Annotated in this window: 12 protein-coding genes; 7 read left to right on the top strand and 5 right to left on the bottom strand. The window is 71.4% G+C overall.

Annotated features, from left to right (window positions below; genetic code table 11):
* Positions 1 to 118 precede the first annotated feature (118 nt).
* Positions 119 to 865 carry a FadR/GntR family transcriptional regulator gene (locus tag IE317_RS08670; protein WP_229902560.1) on the bottom strand — a complete coding sequence of 249 codons (747 nt, stop codon included), beginning with the start codon at positions 863 to 865 and terminating at the stop codon, positions 119 to 121.
* 72 nt (positions 866 to 937) lie between these two features.
* Here IE317_RS08670 and IE317_RS08675 point away from each other — a divergent pair, with 72 nt between their 5' ends.
* On the top strand, positions 938 to 2,095 hold the full coding sequence (locus IE317_RS08675; protein ID WP_191308034.1) for a mandelate racemase/muconate lactonizing enzyme family protein: 1,158 nt from the start codon (positions 938 to 940) through the stop codon (positions 2,093 to 2,095).
* 51 nt (positions 2,096 to 2,146) lie between these two features.
* Positions 2,147 to 3,022, top strand: a complete 876-nt coding sequence (locus tag IE317_RS08680) for a fumarylacetoacetate hydrolase family protein (protein WP_191308036.1) — start codon at positions 2,147 to 2,149, stop codon at positions 3,020 to 3,022.
* 50 nt (positions 3,023 to 3,072) lie between these two features.
* Here IE317_RS08680 and IE317_RS08685 read toward each other — a convergent pair whose 3' ends face one another.
* Positions 3,073 to 4,254, bottom strand: a complete 1,182-nt coding sequence (locus IE317_RS08685) for a serine hydrolase domain-containing protein (protein WP_191308038.1) — start codon at positions 4,252 to 4,254, stop codon at positions 3,073 to 3,075.
* Positions 4,255 to 4,374: 120 nt separating this feature from the next.
* Here IE317_RS08685 and IE317_RS08690 point away from each other — a divergent pair, with 120 nt between their 5' ends.
* Positions 4,375 to 8,001, top strand: coding sequence for a serine protease (locus IE317_RS08690; RefSeq protein WP_191308040.1), 3,627 nt, complete (start codon positions 4,375 to 4,377; stop codon positions 7,999 to 8,001).
* 12 nt (positions 8,002 to 8,013) lie between these two features.
* Here IE317_RS08690 and IE317_RS08695 read toward each other — a convergent pair whose 3' ends face one another.
* The 3 genes from IE317_RS08695 to IE317_RS08705 all read right to left on the bottom strand — a co-directional run bounded on the left by IE317_RS08695 (position 8,014) and on the right by IE317_RS08705 (position 9,932).
* Positions 8,014 to 8,361, bottom strand: coding sequence for a CU044_2847 family protein (locus IE317_RS08695; protein WP_191308042.1), 348 nt, complete (start codon positions 8,359 to 8,361; stop codon positions 8,014 to 8,016).
* Between the two features lie 15 nt (positions 8,362 to 8,376).
* On the bottom strand, positions 8,377 to 8,946 hold the full coding sequence (locus IE317_RS08700; RefSeq protein WP_191308044.1) for a dihydrofolate reductase family protein: 570 nt from the start codon (positions 8,944 to 8,946) through the stop codon (positions 8,377 to 8,379).
* Positions 8,947 to 9,041: 95 nt separating this feature from the next.
* A complete protein-coding gene (locus tag IE317_RS08705) occupies positions 9,042 to 9,932 on the bottom strand; it encodes a hypothetical protein (RefSeq protein ID WP_191308046.1) in 891 nt (296 codons plus the stop codon).
* 180 nt (positions 9,933 to 10,112) lie between these two features.
* On the opposite strand from IE317_RS08705, the gene IE317_RS08710 reads away from it, so the two are divergent.
* From IE317_RS08710 to IE317_RS08725, 4 genes are all read left to right on the top strand, one after another.
* A complete protein-coding gene (locus IE317_RS08710; protein WP_191308048.1) occupies positions 10,113 to 10,610 on the top strand; it encodes a SigE family RNA polymerase sigma factor in 498 nt (165 codons plus the stop codon).
* A 131-nt stretch (positions 10,611 to 10,741) separates the two neighbouring features.
* On the top strand, positions 10,742 to 11,263 hold the full coding sequence (locus IE317_RS08715) for a PadR family transcriptional regulator (protein WP_191308049.1): 522 nt from the start codon (positions 10,742 to 10,744) through the stop codon (positions 11,261 to 11,263).
* Positions 11,263 to 11,952, top strand: coding sequence for an ABC transporter ATP-binding protein (locus IE317_RS08720; protein ID WP_191308051.1), 690 nt, complete (start codon positions 11,263 to 11,265; stop codon positions 11,950 to 11,952). Before IE317_RS08715 ends, IE317_RS08720 begins: the two co-directional genes overlap by 1 nt.
* The gene (locus tag IE317_RS08725) at positions 11,949 to 14,231 is read left to right on the top strand and encodes an FtsX-like permease family protein (protein WP_191308053.1); all 2,283 of its coding nucleotides are present in this window, start codon (positions 11,949 to 11,951) and stop codon (positions 14,229 to 14,231) included. The genes IE317_RS08720 and IE317_RS08725 overlap by 4 nt, the downstream gene beginning before the upstream one ends.
* Positions 14,232 to 14,257 lie beyond the last annotated feature (26 nt).

Below are 14,257 nucleotides of genomic sequence, written 5' to 3' on the forward strand. Positions count from 1 at the left end.
CCGACGGGGCGACGGTGCAACCGGCGGGACAGCGGGGCGAACGCCGCGCTGCGGGTCGTTCATGCGGTGAGTGATGCCGAACGCTGGTGTGTGGGTCGAGCGCCGTCCGGATCGGCGGCTAGCGCCGCCGGGCGGCCCGTTTGCTTCGGTGCTCCTTCTCCGCGAGGAGCGTGGAGTAGTTGTTGCTCAGGTGCCTGCGCATCGCCGCGCGGGCCCCTTCCGGATCGCGCGCGACGAGCGCCTCGTAGATCTCGGTGTGCTGGACGGTGGCGCGGCGCAGCCCGGCCGGCGCCTCGTTGGTGAGGCGCCGGCTGGCCGTGCCGAGCCAGCGGGCGGAGTACATGATCCGGTCGAGGATGCGGTTGTCGGCCGCCCGGCAGATCTCCATGTGGAATTCGTGGTCGACCTCGAGGTAGGCCTCGGGGTCCGTTTCGAGCGCCGCCATGCGGCCGATCTCGTCCCCGAGCCGGGCCAGCGTCTCGTCGGTGATGCTCGCCGCGGCCATGGCGGCCAGTTCGGGCTCGAGCAGCGCGCGCATCTGGTGCAGTTCCTGCAGCAGCTCGTCGACGATCTCCGTGGGCAGCCACTCGATCAGCAGCGGGCTCAGGTAGTCCCATTCCGCGCGGGGGCGCACGACCACGCGGCGGCCCTGCGCGACGTCGACGATGTCGAGCGAGGCGAGGATCTTGAGCGTCTCCCGCGCGACCACGCGGGAAACTCCGAACTCACTCGAGATCTCGAGTTCCGACGGCGCTCGTCCCTCGTCGATTTCGCCCTGGACGATCCGCCGGGTCAGGTGGGCCGCCACCTGCACCGGAAGGGTCCGGACCTTGACAGCGTCCGGAGACTCTTGTCTCCTTGGCATGTGAGCAGCTTATAGGACAAGTTGGACGTCGCGTTAGTCCGTTCGTACGCACCACCCGGCGGCGGGAGAGCAATGCGGATCGTGAACGTCACGACGGCGGTGGTCGCCTACCACGGTCAGGCCACGCTGGTACGGATCGACACCGACGAAGGCCTCAGCGGGTTCGGCGAGGCCAATCCCGACGCCGGCGCGGCCGCCGTCGTGGGCATGATCGCGACCCTGACTCCCCTGCTGATCGGCGAAGACCCGCGCAACGTCGAGCGCTGCTGGGAAAAACTCCGCCGCAGCAACGTCTTCGCGGGCTCCCAGGGCGGGGTGTTCGTGATCGCGCTGTCCGGGATCGAGCTCGCGCTGTGGGACCTCGCGGGCAAGGCCGCGGGCCAGCCGGTCCACCGGCTGCTCGGCGGCAAGTTCCGCGACCGGATCCGGCTGTACGCCGACTGCGGCGACGGCGACGACCCGGCCGGCTCGATCGCCGGGTGCGTCGACCGGGCCCAGCGGATGGTCGCCGAGGGCTTCACCGCCCTCAAGTTCGACGTCGACAACCTGTACCACCCGGCCAAGTACGACGCCTTCAACCACACGATCAACGCCGCCGAGCTGCACTCGATGGTTTCGCGCGTGGCGGCGGTCCGGGAAGCGATCGGGCCGGACATCGACCTGGCCATCGACCTGCACGCCCGCTACGACGTGCCGAGCGCGTGCCGGATCTCGTGGGAGCTCGAGCCGTTCCACCTGATGTGGCTCGAGGAGCCGCTGCCGGCGGAGAACGTCGACGCGCTGGCCCGGGTGCGGGCGCAGACCCGCACGCCGATCTGCGCGGGAGAAAACCTGTACCTGCGCTGGGGATTCCGCGAACTGCTCGAACGCGGCGCCGTGGACGTCATCGAGCCGGACGTGCCGAAGTGCGGCGGCCTGGCCGAGGCCAAGAAGATCGCGAACCTCGCGGAGCTGCATTACGTTCCGTTCGCCCCGCACCTGGTGTCGACCCCGCTGGGCACGATGGCCACGTCACACCAGTGCGCGGCGATCCCCAACTTCTTCGTCCAGGAATGGCACGCGCTCGAGGAGCGCGCGGTGTGGGACAGCTACGTCCACGCCCCGGACGGGAGCGGCTCGATCGTCAAGGACGGGTACATCACGCTGCCGGACACCCCGGGCATCGGCGTGGAGCTGGACATGGACGGCGTCCGGGCCCACGCCGTCGCGGGCTACGGCGTGTTCGAGTAGCCGGGCTGCCACGTCCCGCCGTAGGTTCGACATCGAACGAGGAGGTCCGGCTTGAGCCACCTGGTGCGATTCGCCGACGGAACCGGCGACATCCGAGTCGGCCTGCTCGCCGGGGAGCGGCTGCGGCCGCTCGCGGTGGCGTCGATGAGCGACCTGCTGCGCCGGCCCGTGGCGCAGATCCGTGAGCTGGCCGAGAACGCCGGTGAGCCGGTGCCCATGGCCGGGACCCGCCTGCTGCCGCCGCTGGACGGGCGGATGGAGGTGTGGGCCGCGGGGGTGACCTACCTGCGGTCCGAGGAGGCCCGCCGCGAGGAGAGCGCCGACCAGGACGTCTACGCGCGGGTGTACCGCGCGAAGCGACCCGAGTTGTTCTTCAAGTCGGCTGCGTGGCGCGTGGTCACCGACGGCGAGCCGATCGCCGTCCGCGCCGATTCCGCCAACAACGTGCCCGAGCCGGAACTCGGCCTGCTGCTGACGGCCGCCGGGGAGATCGCCGGGTACCTGGTGGTCGACGACGTCAGCTCCCGCAGCATCGAAGGCGAGAACCCGCTCTACCTCCCGCAGGCCAAGATCTACACCGGTTCCTGCGCGGTGGCGGCGCGGGTGCGGCCGGCGTGGGAGGTGCCGGACCCGCTGGCGCTCGACCTCCGCATGCGCATCCTGCGCGACGGTCACGAGGTGTTCGCCGGCGAAGCGAACACCGCCCAGCTCAACCGCAAGCCGGCCGAACTGGTCGAATACCTCTGGCGGGACAACGACTTCCCCGACGGTGCCGTGCTCTCCACGGGCACGTCCGTCGTCCCGGGGCTCGATTCCGGGCTGCAGCCGGGAGACGTGGTCGAGATCGAGATCGGCGAGGTCGGGGCGCTGCGCTCCCCCGTGGTGCTGGGCGCCGGCGCAGTGCGCCGGGTGCTCGCCGCGCGCTGACGGCCTCCGAGAGCGACCACAAGCTCACGCGGCCGCGAGCTCCGGGCCGGTCAGCGCATCGCGGCCTGGAGCCGGGCCGCGTGCGCCTCGGCGCCGGGCACGCTGGGGGTGCAGAACTCCGTCGCCATCGCCAGGACGCGGCGGGCCGCGGCGGCGGGCGGAACGGTCAAGTCGGGGCTGGACGCGACCGTGATCCCCCGGGTGGCCGTCTCGTCGGTCATGCTCCACGTGCTGTAGCCGGGCACGTCCCCGGCGTGGCCCCAGATGTCGGGGGCTCCGGGACCGCAGATCCCGGTCAGGGAGATGTGCATCAGCCCGAGCCCGTAGTCGACCAGCCCGCCCTCGCCCGGCCACGGAACCGTGGTCTTCATCTGCGCGAGCAGGCCGGCCGGCAGCAGGTCGCCGCCGAGCAGCGCGTCGAAGAAGCGGTTCAGGTCGGCCGCGCTGGAAATGATGTTCCCGGCCCCGAAGTAGCGGCTGAGGTTGTACACGGTGACGTCGGTCAGCCCCTGCGGCGCCGGGTAGAGCTGCTCGTAGCCGCGGATGGCCGGGCGCGGCACCAGCGGGAAGTCACGCGGCAGGAAGGTGTCGGCCAGGTGCAGCGGACCGGTGATCCAGTCGGCGAGCACCTGCTCGAACCGGCGGCCGGTGAGCTTTTCCACCAGCAGCGCGAGGACGTTGTAGCCGGTGTTGGAGTACGACCAGCTCGTCCCGGGCGGGAACAGCAGCGGCTGCACCGTGCTGTCGTGGATCGCCTCCACCTCGCCGAAGTGCACGAAGCGTTCGGTGTCCAGCTCCTCCGGAGTCGTCCAGGTGTACTGCGGCGCCAGATCCCGCGGCACGCCGCCGGTGTGCTGCAGCAGCTGGCGCACGGTGATCGGCTCCGGGTAGGGCAGCAGGCCGGGCAGGTACTTCGCGACCGGCTCGTCCAGCCCCAGCCTGCCCTTCGCGGCGAGCTTCAGCACGAGCGTCGCCGTGAAGGTCTTGGACACGCTGCCGATGCGGAACCGCCCGCCGGTGTCCGGCTTCGCGCCGGTGGCGACGTCACCCACTCCGGCACGTCCGCGCCACCGCCCGGCCGGATCCGCCGCGACCGCGATCATCCCCACGGTCCCGGCCTGCACGGCCGCGTCCAGCGCGGTCTGCCGCGGGTCCGGCCCCGCGGCGGCGGCGGTACCGGTGCCGGCGGCCAGAAGCACGGCGCAAACGGCGGAGACGACGAGTCGACGCATGATTCCCCCCGTGGCTGCAGTCCCCCCGACGGTAGCGCAGAACCGGCCACCGCGGTGTGCCTTGACACGGGCGAACCGGCATCGGACGCTCTACCTCCGATCGAGGGAGCGATGGAGGGTATGCACGGACAACGCGAAGCGCTCGCAGCGGTCGTGCGTGCGGCGACCGTGCCACTGACCATCCCGTCGACGACGGTCAAGGGCAGCGGCTTCTTCGTCACCCCGGAGCTCGTCCTGACGTGCGCCCACGTCGTCACCTCGGCCGGCGGACCGGTCGAGGTGGTGCACGGCCCGGCCACCGCGGCGCGGGCGGCCTGCGACTACGAAGTCCTCGGCGACTACTACCTGGCGGGTGGACCCGGCGGCGTGGATCTGGCCCTGCTGCGGCCGCTGGGCGGGGAACGGGCCGCGCCCGTCCACCTGGCCGCCCCGGTGGCGCCCGGCGACGAACTGTGGGTTTTCGGCCACCCGGAGGGCAAGTACCGCGCCGGCGACGTCGTCTCGCTGCGCTTGGACGGGACATCCGAGCACATCGACGGCCCGGTCCTGCTCAAGGGCACCCAGGGGCGGATCAAACCGGGCATGAGCGGAGCTCCGGTGCTCAACTGGCGAACCGGCGCGGTCTGCGGGGTCGTCCGCTACCGCGACGGCGCGCACGACGACACCGCACGCTTCGTTCCGATCGAGACGGCGTTCGCCGTCTACCCCGGCCTCGCCGAGGCGAACACGGCAATGCCCGCCGCCCGCGCCTGGCTGGAACTGCTGGACGAGACCCAGCTCGCGGAGTCCGGCGCACGGTATCCGGGACCGCGGCTGCGCCGGTACCTCGAGGCGGCGAGCGCCGCCGACGACAGCCATCCCTACGCGGCCATGCTGGACGTCCCCTCCCCGCTGTCCAAGGTCTACCTTCGGCAAAAGGCCGGCCGGGCCCCGCAGGACGAGGCGGCCGCCGAGGCCGGGGAACTCGTGGAGGCGGACAGCCTCCTGCACGCGTTCCGCGGTGTCCAGGTGCTCGGCGGGCCCGGTGCGGGGAAGTCGAGCCTCGCTCGTCACCTCACGGCCTTGTCGGCCCGGAAATGGCTGCGGGACGGCGAAGGCGACGTGGTGCCGATCCTGGTCGCGGCCGAGGCCCTCACCCTTCGCTACGGTCTGAGCGAGATGCTGGCCGACGGCGTCGTCCGCAGCCTCGACACCGACCTCGACCGGGTCACGCTGACCGCCCTGTTCGGCGAACCTCCGCTCCCCGGCGCGGAATGGCTGGTGCTGGTCGACGGCGTCGACGAAATCCTGAACCCGCAGCTGCGGTCGATCGTGCTTTCGAAGGTCTCCCGGCACCGCAACGAAGGCCGCTACCGGTTCCTGCTGACTTCGCGGCCGCTTCCGGACTTCCTGATGGAGAGGATCGCCGAGAACGGCGACTACCCGACGTTCACGATCGAGCCGTTCGGGCGCCACGAGCTGGCCGACTTCGCCCAGAACTGGTTCACCCAGCTTAAGCTCGCCGATCCGCGGTCCGCCGCCGCGGGGTTCGTCCGGCGGGTCGACGAGGCCCGGCTCGACCGGCTGGCCGGCGTCCCGTTGATCGCGACCATGCTGTGCATCCTCTACGCGAACTCGCCCGGCCAGCGCCTGCCGGAGAACCGGGCGGAGCTCTACGCCGACTTCGTCGATCTGCTGCTGACCAAGCGGAAGATCACGAACGTGCGGGACCTGCTCGCCGAGTGGACCGGCCGGAGCGGTCCGGAAGCCGAGGCGGCGGGCGAGGACCTGGTCCAGCGGACCCCCGAGTTGCTCCGGCTGCTGGCCCACGAAGGGCAACGTGCCGGGACCGATCCGTCCGGGTTCGCGGTCCGGACCGACTCCGCGGTCATCATCGCGCGGCACGTCCCCCGGCCGGCCGGCCTGTCGTCGGCCGAGTGGGACAGCGTCATCCGCGAGGTGCTGCGCAGCTGCGGACTGCTCGTCGAACGCCGCGGTGTCTTCGGGTTCATCCACCAGACGGTCCAGGAGTACCTGGCCGCCGCGCACCTGGCCGTCCTGCACCCGGACCCGCGCCGGCGCGGCGCGCGCCGGCTGTTCGTCCCCCAGCCGTGGCCTTGGCCGGACCTCGAAGTCAAGAGCTTCCTCGCCGCCCTGTGGGCCCGGCAGGGCCGCGACCTGGCACCCGTTCTCCGCCGGCTGCTGCAGCGGCGCCACCGCGACGGCAACTACCGCTTCCTCGTCGAACTGCACCGGCAGGGCGTGGAGCTGCCGCCGAAGGTGCACGCCAAACTGGTGGAAACCCTGGCCGGCTGGGTGGCCGCACACGGCCGGAGCCACGGCGAATGGCGTGCGGCCGCCGAAGCGCTGAACCAGATCGACCGAGGGCGGGCCGCCGCGGTCCTCCAGCTGACGGCCCGGCAGGGTGCAGGCTGGCAACGCCGCCTCGACTCCAGCTTGATGCTGCTGGAGCACGACGCCCCGATCGGCATCCAGGCCCTCGAAGACCTCACCGTCGACGAGACGCTCGACGGTTCGGATCGGCTGAAGGCCGCCAAGTACTTGCTCGCGCAGCACGCCCGGCGCGGGATGGCCGCGTTGCGCAAGCTGGCCCGTGACATCCGGCCCGACGAGCTGCGGGTGGAGGCGGCGCGGGTCATCGCCGAACGTGACCCACAGCGCGGTGCCGAACTGCTCCACGCCGTGACCTATGACCCCGGTGCCTCGGACAAGGCCAGGCTCAGCGCGGGAATCGCGCTCGGTCCCGGCTCGGGTTCGGACGCATTGGCCTCGCTCAGCAACGGCCACGAGGTGGCCGGCCGCATCCGCCTGAACGCCGCCCTGACGATCGAGAGCTGGGAAGCCGGTTCCGGTACCTCCTTGCTGCTCGCCGTCGCCCAGGACATTCAAGTGAGCGTCGATACCCGTCTCGAGGCCGCACAGGTACTCACCCACCACGGCGACGAGCACGCCGTGCAGGCATACAGATCGATTGTCGACAGCAAGATGGTCGCCAAAGACATCCGATTGGATGCCGCCGAGCGAATTGTCGCCATCGACTCCGAAGCCGGCGTGCCGCTACTGCTCCAGCTCGTGGCGGATCCGGCGTTCGGCGAGGAGAGGATCGCTGCCGGAATCGCCGCGGGTCGCGTAGCTCCCCACGCCGCCGCACGTGCGCTGGCTGACATAGTCGGTGTCCACAGCGACAGCCGCTCCGGGTATTCCACTATTGCCGAGCAAAAGCTCTGGGTCCGAGCCGCCCGAGAGGCCGCCCAGATCGATGCAGAAGTCGGTGCCACGGCCCTTCAGGACCTGACCGCGGGGCATCAGTTCTCCCCGACTCTTCGGCTGGCCGCACTGACCACACTCTGCGAAGTGGCGCCCCGGGCTGGGCTCGAGACCGCCCGTAGACTGGTGGAAGGCGTCGAAACCCAGCCTGAGGTCCGGCTGGGCGCCGCCGAGCAGATCTGGCTGCTGGACAGGAAATCGGGCCGGGCGGTCATCCGCCGGATAGCCTTGAGCACCGACGCGAGGTCCGGCGATCGAATACGACTCGGCACGCGGATCGGCAGAACCGACAAGAAGCTGGGCATAGAGATCTTGCGTCACGTGGCTTCCGACACTTTGGTGAGCCCGAGAGTCCGGCTCGAGGCCGCCTCCGCGGTCGAAGACCTCGACGTGGCCCATGGCGTTCAGCTCCGGGCCAGATTGACCACCGAAAGGGTCATCCGGGACTACCTCAACAAGATCGAGGGCCGTGGCACGTAGAGCCGGTCGGCCTCAGCCCTGCTCGCCGGGCTTCCACTCCAAAGTCACCTTCAGGTTCGCCTTCGCCGTGCCCTTGACCAGGATGGCCGTCAGCTGCCCGCTCTCCACGCCGACCTCGCAGCCGAATTCGACCGCCACCTTCGCGGGCTTGACCTTCCGCAGGCCACTGAGGACGGCGTCGGTGACGGACCCGGTCAGCGCACCGAGCGAGTCGGTGAACTCGGCGAAGCCCAGTAGCCGCGCGGCGACCTCCTGGTCCTCCTGCTCTCCGACCGGGACGGCCTCGACGAACAGCGTCCGGCCGTCGATCTCGACCGGGACGTGGACGGGACGCGCCTGCTGCGGGTACTCCTCGGTCACCCATCCCCCTCGGTGTCAGGCCGTGGCCGGTACAGCGTACCTGGTCAGCACGACCCCGCCGGGAAACGTCCGCGTCTCCACCAGGTCCAGCTTCACCTGGCTGCCCACCGCGGCGAAGAACGGCGTGCCGCCGCCCACCAGAACCGGGTGGGTGACGATCTCGTACTCGTCGACCAGCCCGGCCCGCATGGCCGCGCCGCCCAGCGTCGCCCCACCCACGCGCATCGGCTCGCCGTCGCCGGCCTTGAGCCGGGTGATCTCCTCGACCGCGTCGCCGGTGACCACCCGGGTGTTCCAGCCGGCCTCGCCGACCGTCGACGAGAACACCACCTTCGGCGTGTCCCGCCAGTTCCGCGCGAACTCGACCTCCGCCGGGGTGGCGCCCGGCTGCTGATCGCCTGTCGGCCAGTAGGAACTCATGATCTCCCACAGCTTGCGGCCGTACAGGAACAACCCGATCGCCTGCTCCTGCTCGAGCCACCACCGGAACAGCTCATCGCTCGGCTCGCTCCAGCCGAAGTCGCCCCCCGGTGCGGCGATGTAGCCGTCCAAGGACAGGTTCATGCCGTAGACCAGCTTCCGCACGGCGTCACGCCTCTCTGTCGGTTCGCCCCGGAAGTCCACTGTAGACGCCCTCGCCTTCGTCGACCGCAACGGGCGGGATGACCTGCCAAGCGTGCTCACCGGTTGAGCCGGACGGAGTCCAGCATGGCCGCCGCGGTCTGCTCCTGGGCGGGCGAGCTCTGGACTTCGACGGTGTACGCCCCGAGCGTCCGGAACCGGCGTACGGGAAGCGGGTCCTCGGGAGAGGCCCCGCCCTCGGCGTTGCCGGCCCGGCTGGTCAGCGACACGGTCAGCGAGAGGCACCGCTTGTCGAGCGGGGCCATCCCCGCCTCGAGGTCGGGACAGAGCACCAAAGTGTTGGTCTCGGGTTCGCTGGTGAACGTGGCGACCTTCTGGCCCGCGGGGACCTCCAGCGACTTCAGCGGCGACCCGAGCACCGGCGGAGCGGTGCGGATCTTCCCCAGCAGGGCCAGCATTTCCTCGGGCGTCACCGGCTTCGTGGTCGTCACCCGGATCCACCGGCCGGGGGCGTCCTGCCACTGCACCGTCTGCGGGTGCCGGAGCTGACCGGCGTCCGACGGTTTCGCCGCCGGCGCGCCATGCGGTGCCGTGCCGTCGCGAACTTCGATCTCGAACGCGTAGCGATGCGCCTGCCCGTAGTGCACGGCGGCGAAGTGCGGCTGGACGGCCCAGAACAGCAGGTCCCAGGAGCCGTCTTCGAGGCTCACCGCCGGCGGGGACGGCGGCACCTGGCCGGCGGCCGGAGCAGCGGTCACCGAGACCGGCGGGGCGTTCACGCGCGACGCCGGTGCCACCGTGGCGGTACCCCGGCCCAGCATCGCGACGGCCCCCACCCCGAGTGCGGCCACGGTGAGCGTCACCGCGGTGACACCGGCGATCCGGCGGCGCCGCAGCCGCCGGGTGGCGACGGCGAGCACGCCGTCGGGGTCGGGCGCCAAGGACTCCTGTGCGCGCAGGGTGCGGCGCAACGCCTCGAGGTCGGTCATCACACTCTCCTGTGCCCCGGGCCGTGGCCCGCGCGAGAACCCTTCGAACTGCACACCCTTAAGATGCGGCTGCTCCGCGATCTGTTGCGGAGGGGGCCGGGGTCGGGCCGATTCGCCGAGCTCGCCGGCAATTCCCGTCGCGGCGCAACAGTTCGCCGGGGTCCGGGCGTCTGATTCGATGTGCACTTCGAAGAGTTCGCGCGCGAGGAGCTGCCCGACCTGGTGCGGTTCGCGGCCGTCTTGACCGGCGACCGCGACCTGGCGCAGGACGTCGTGCAGGACGCGCTCGTGCGCGCGCACCAGCAGTGGCGCCGGGTGGCCGCGGCCGACCGGCCGAAGCTGTACCTGCGGAAGATGGTGGTCAACGGCTACCTCTCGTGGCGGCGCCGCTGGTACCAGCGCTCGGTCCACACCACCCCGGACGTCACGAAGTTCGCCGAAGCGGCCGCGCCCGACCACGCCGACCGCATCGCCGACGCCGACCGGCTCGCCCAGCTGCTGGCCGCCCTGTCGCGAGCGCAGCGGGCCGCGATCGTCCTGCGCTTCTACGACGATCTCGACGACGGTGAGATCGCCGAGGTGCTCGACTGCGCGGTCGGCACCGTCCGCAGTCACATCTCCCGGGGGCTCAGCTCTCTCCGCATCCAGATCGGGAACGGCAAGCAAGCCGTGCGCTGACCGCATCGACACCTCGACGCAGGCCGCTAACCTGCGACAACCCGCTATCCCCCGTGCGTATACACCCGGCGTATACACCTGCGTTATAGTGATCCCAACCCCGAACCCGGGGCCAAGGGAGGACGAGCAGGATGTCGGTTTCACACACGTTGCTCGCGTTGCTCGAATCGGGCCCGCGACACGGCTACGACCTGAAACGCGCGTACGACGAGCAGTTCGGGCAGGATCGCCCGCTCGCCTACGGCCAGGTCTACTCGACCTTGTCCCGGCTGTTGCGCAACGGCATGGTCGAGGTGGCGGGCGTCGAGAGCGGCGACGGGCCGGAGCGGAAGCGCTACACGATCACCGACGCCGGGATCACCGACGTCGAAACGTGGCTGCGCACCCCGGAAGACCCGCAGCCGTACCTGCAGAACACGCTGTACACGAAGGTGGTGCTCGCGCTGCTGTCCGGCCGCAGCGCCGCCGAGGTGCTCGACGTCCAGCGGGGTGAGCACCTGAACGCGATGCGGGCGCTCACCAAACGCAAGAACGGGGGCGACCTCGCCGATCAGCTGATCTGCGATCACGCGCTCTTCCACCTCGAGGCGGACCTGCGGTGGCTGGAGCTCACCGCCGCGCGCCTCGGCGAACTCGAAAAGGCGGTGCGCTGATGACCGGGCCGGGAACACCGTTGCTCGTCGCCGAAGGGCTGAACAAGTCGTTCGGGCAGACGCGGGCGCTCGACGGGGCGTCGCTGTCGGTCTCGGCGGGGGAAGTGCTCGCGATCATGGGTGCGTCCGGTTCGGGCAAGTCGACGCTGCTGCACTGCCTCGCCGGCATCGTCCGGCCGGACTCGGGCACCATCGGCTACCGCGGCGCCGACCTGGTCGGGATGGACGACAAGGGACGAAGTGCGCTGCGGCGTACCGAATTCGGGTTCGTGTTCCAGTTCGGCCAGCTCGTGCCCGAGCTGTCCTGCCTGGAGAACGTCGCCCTTCCGCTGCGGCTGACCGGGGCCAAGCGGAAGCAGGCCGAGGCCACGGCGACCGAGTGGCTCGCCCGGCTGGAGGTCGACGGGCTGGCCAAGCGCCGTCCCGGCGACGTGTCCGGCGGGCAGGCGCAGCGGGTCGCCGTGGCGCGGGCGCTGGTGACCGGGCCGAAGGTGGTCTTCGCGGACGAGCCGACCGGCGCGCTGGACTCGCTCAACGGCGAGAAGGTCATGCAGATGCTCACCCGGGCCGCGCGGGAAACGCACGCCGCGGTGGTGCTGGTGACCCACGAGCCGCGGGTGGCGGCCTATTCCGATCGCGAGATCGTGGTGCGCGACGGGCGCACGGTCGACCGGGAGCTGGTCGCATGATGCGGGATCTCGCGCTGGGCCTCCGGCTGGCCGTCGGGGGCGGCCGGATGTCCGGCGCGGCGCTGCTGCGCCTGGCGATGACCGCGTTCGGGATCGCGCTCGCGGTCGCCGTGCTGCTGTCCGCGGCCGCGGTCCAGCACCTCGTCGGCGCGCAGGCCGAGCGCAAGGCGGCGATCGCGCAGGTCACCCAGCCTCGCGCGGGTGTCGCCCCGTTGCTGGTCTACAACTGGTACGCCTCGGCCGGCGAGGACTTCGTCAAGCTCACCGCGGTCGCGGCGACCGGGGCGGACTCGCCGGTGCCGCCGGGGCTCAGCAGGCTGCCCGCTCCGGGCGAACTGGTCGTGTCGCCGGAGCTCGCCGCGAAGCTGGCCGCCCCCGGTGGCGCTTCGATGCGGGCCCAGCTGCCGGGGCGCATCGTCGGCCAGCTGTCGCGGGAAGGCGTCGCCGGTGCGGGCGACCTCAGCGGGTACTACGGGGTGCCGGCCGCGCAGATCGAGGCCGAGGCCGACGGCCGCAAGGTCTATGCGTTCGGCCTGCCCTACACCGGGCTCGGGCTGTCGGCGGCGATGCTGGCCGTCATCCTTCCGATCGTGGCGGTGTTGTTGCTGCCGTTGCTGATCTTCGTGACCACCGCGTCGCGGATGGGCGCGGCGCAACGGGAACGCCGGCTCGCCGCACTGCGGCTGATCGGCCTGGATGCGCGGCAGGTCAAACGGGTCGCGGCGGCCGAATCGCTGGTCGGGGCCGCACTCGGGCTCGCGGCCGGGATCGGGTTCTTCGCCGTGCTGCGCACCTTCGTCGCCGACATCCTGCCGTTCGGGCTGCGCATCTTCCCCGAAGACCTCGTCCCGTCCTGGTCACTGGTCGTGGTGATCGTGCTGCTGATACCCGGGCTCGCGGTCGGCTCGGCGATGTTCGGGCTGCGCCGCACGATCGTGGAACCGCTCGGCGTGGTCCGCCAGGGCAAACCGGTACGCAGGCGGATGTGGTGGCGCTGGGCGCTCACCGCGACCGGTGTGCTGTTCCTGGCCGCCACCCTGGCCTTCGAGCGGGGGCACGGCGACACGCCCGCCGCGCTGGCGCTCTCGGTGGGCAGCGTGTTCCTGCTCATCGGTGTCGCGGCCCTGCTCCCCTGGCTGGTCGAGCGGCTCGTGGAGCGGCTGCACGGCGGTCCGCCGTCCTGGCAGCTCGCGATCCGGCGGCTGCAGCTCGACAGCGGCACCGCCAGCCGCGTGGTCTCCGGCCTGGTCGTCGTGCTCGCCGGCACGATCCTGATCCAGGGCGTGATCACCTCGCTCGCGAGCGGTGACGACCGGCAGGCCACTCCGGACGGCGTGGCCGCCGTCCCGGTGCGGGTCGACACCACCGCCGCGCACGAGGCCGAGGTCGGCAAGCTGGTGTCGGCCGTGCCCGAGGTGACCGGCGTGCACCCGGCCAGGAACCTGACGTTCCGGTCCGGGGAGGAGCGGAACTACGGCGTGGTCGGCGACTGCGTGGCGCTCAGAGCACGGGCGAACATCGGCGCCTGCTCCGACGGCGACGTGTTCTCCCTCGTGCCGAGCCGCGGCGGCGCGGCGCCGGCCGGCCGGCTGCAGCTGCAGGGCTACTCTCGCGGGGAGGAAGTGAACGGTCCGGAGTGGACGGTCCCGGCCGGTGTCAAGGTCGTGCAGGCGGCCGACGCGGCGGGTGACAGCCTGCTGGTCACGCCCGGCGCGCTCGGCGGCCTCGCCCTCCCGGACTCGACGGTCACGGTCTACGTATCGGGCACCGGTGACGTGCAGGCGCTGATCGACAACGTCGCCAGGGCGATCACCCCGCTCGCGTGGAACGCCTCGGCAGGAAAGAGCGATTACCTCGACGATTTCGCCGCCCGCGACCGGCAGATGGTGGAGAGCTTCCGCTCGGTGCTGATCACCGCGTCCCTGTTCGTGCTCGCGGTGGCGGCGATGAGCCTGCTGATGCTGTCGATCGAGCAGATCAGCGAACGGCGGCGGCCGCTCGCGGCGCTGTCCGCGGCAGGCGTGCCGATCGGGGTGCTGGCCCGCGGATCGCTGTGGCAGACGGCGATCCCGGTCGTGGTCGGCGTCGCACTGGCGGTCGCGGCCGGGCTCGGGCTGACCGCGCCGATCCTGCGGCTGGCGGACCGGCCGATGATCGTCGACGTCCCGGTGCTGCTCACCCTGGCGGCGACGACGGTGGCGGCGGTCCTGCTGGTGACCGGGCTGACCATGCCGCTGCTGCGGCAGGTGACCCGTTTGGACACCCTGCGCTCGGAATGAGGCGGCCGGGCGGGGGCGGCGCGTGC

Source organism: Amycolatopsis bullii (assembly GCF_014654205.1).
Classification (GTDB): Bacteria; Actinomycetota; Actinomycetes; order Mycobacteriales; family Pseudonocardiaceae; genus Amycolatopsis; species Amycolatopsis plumensis.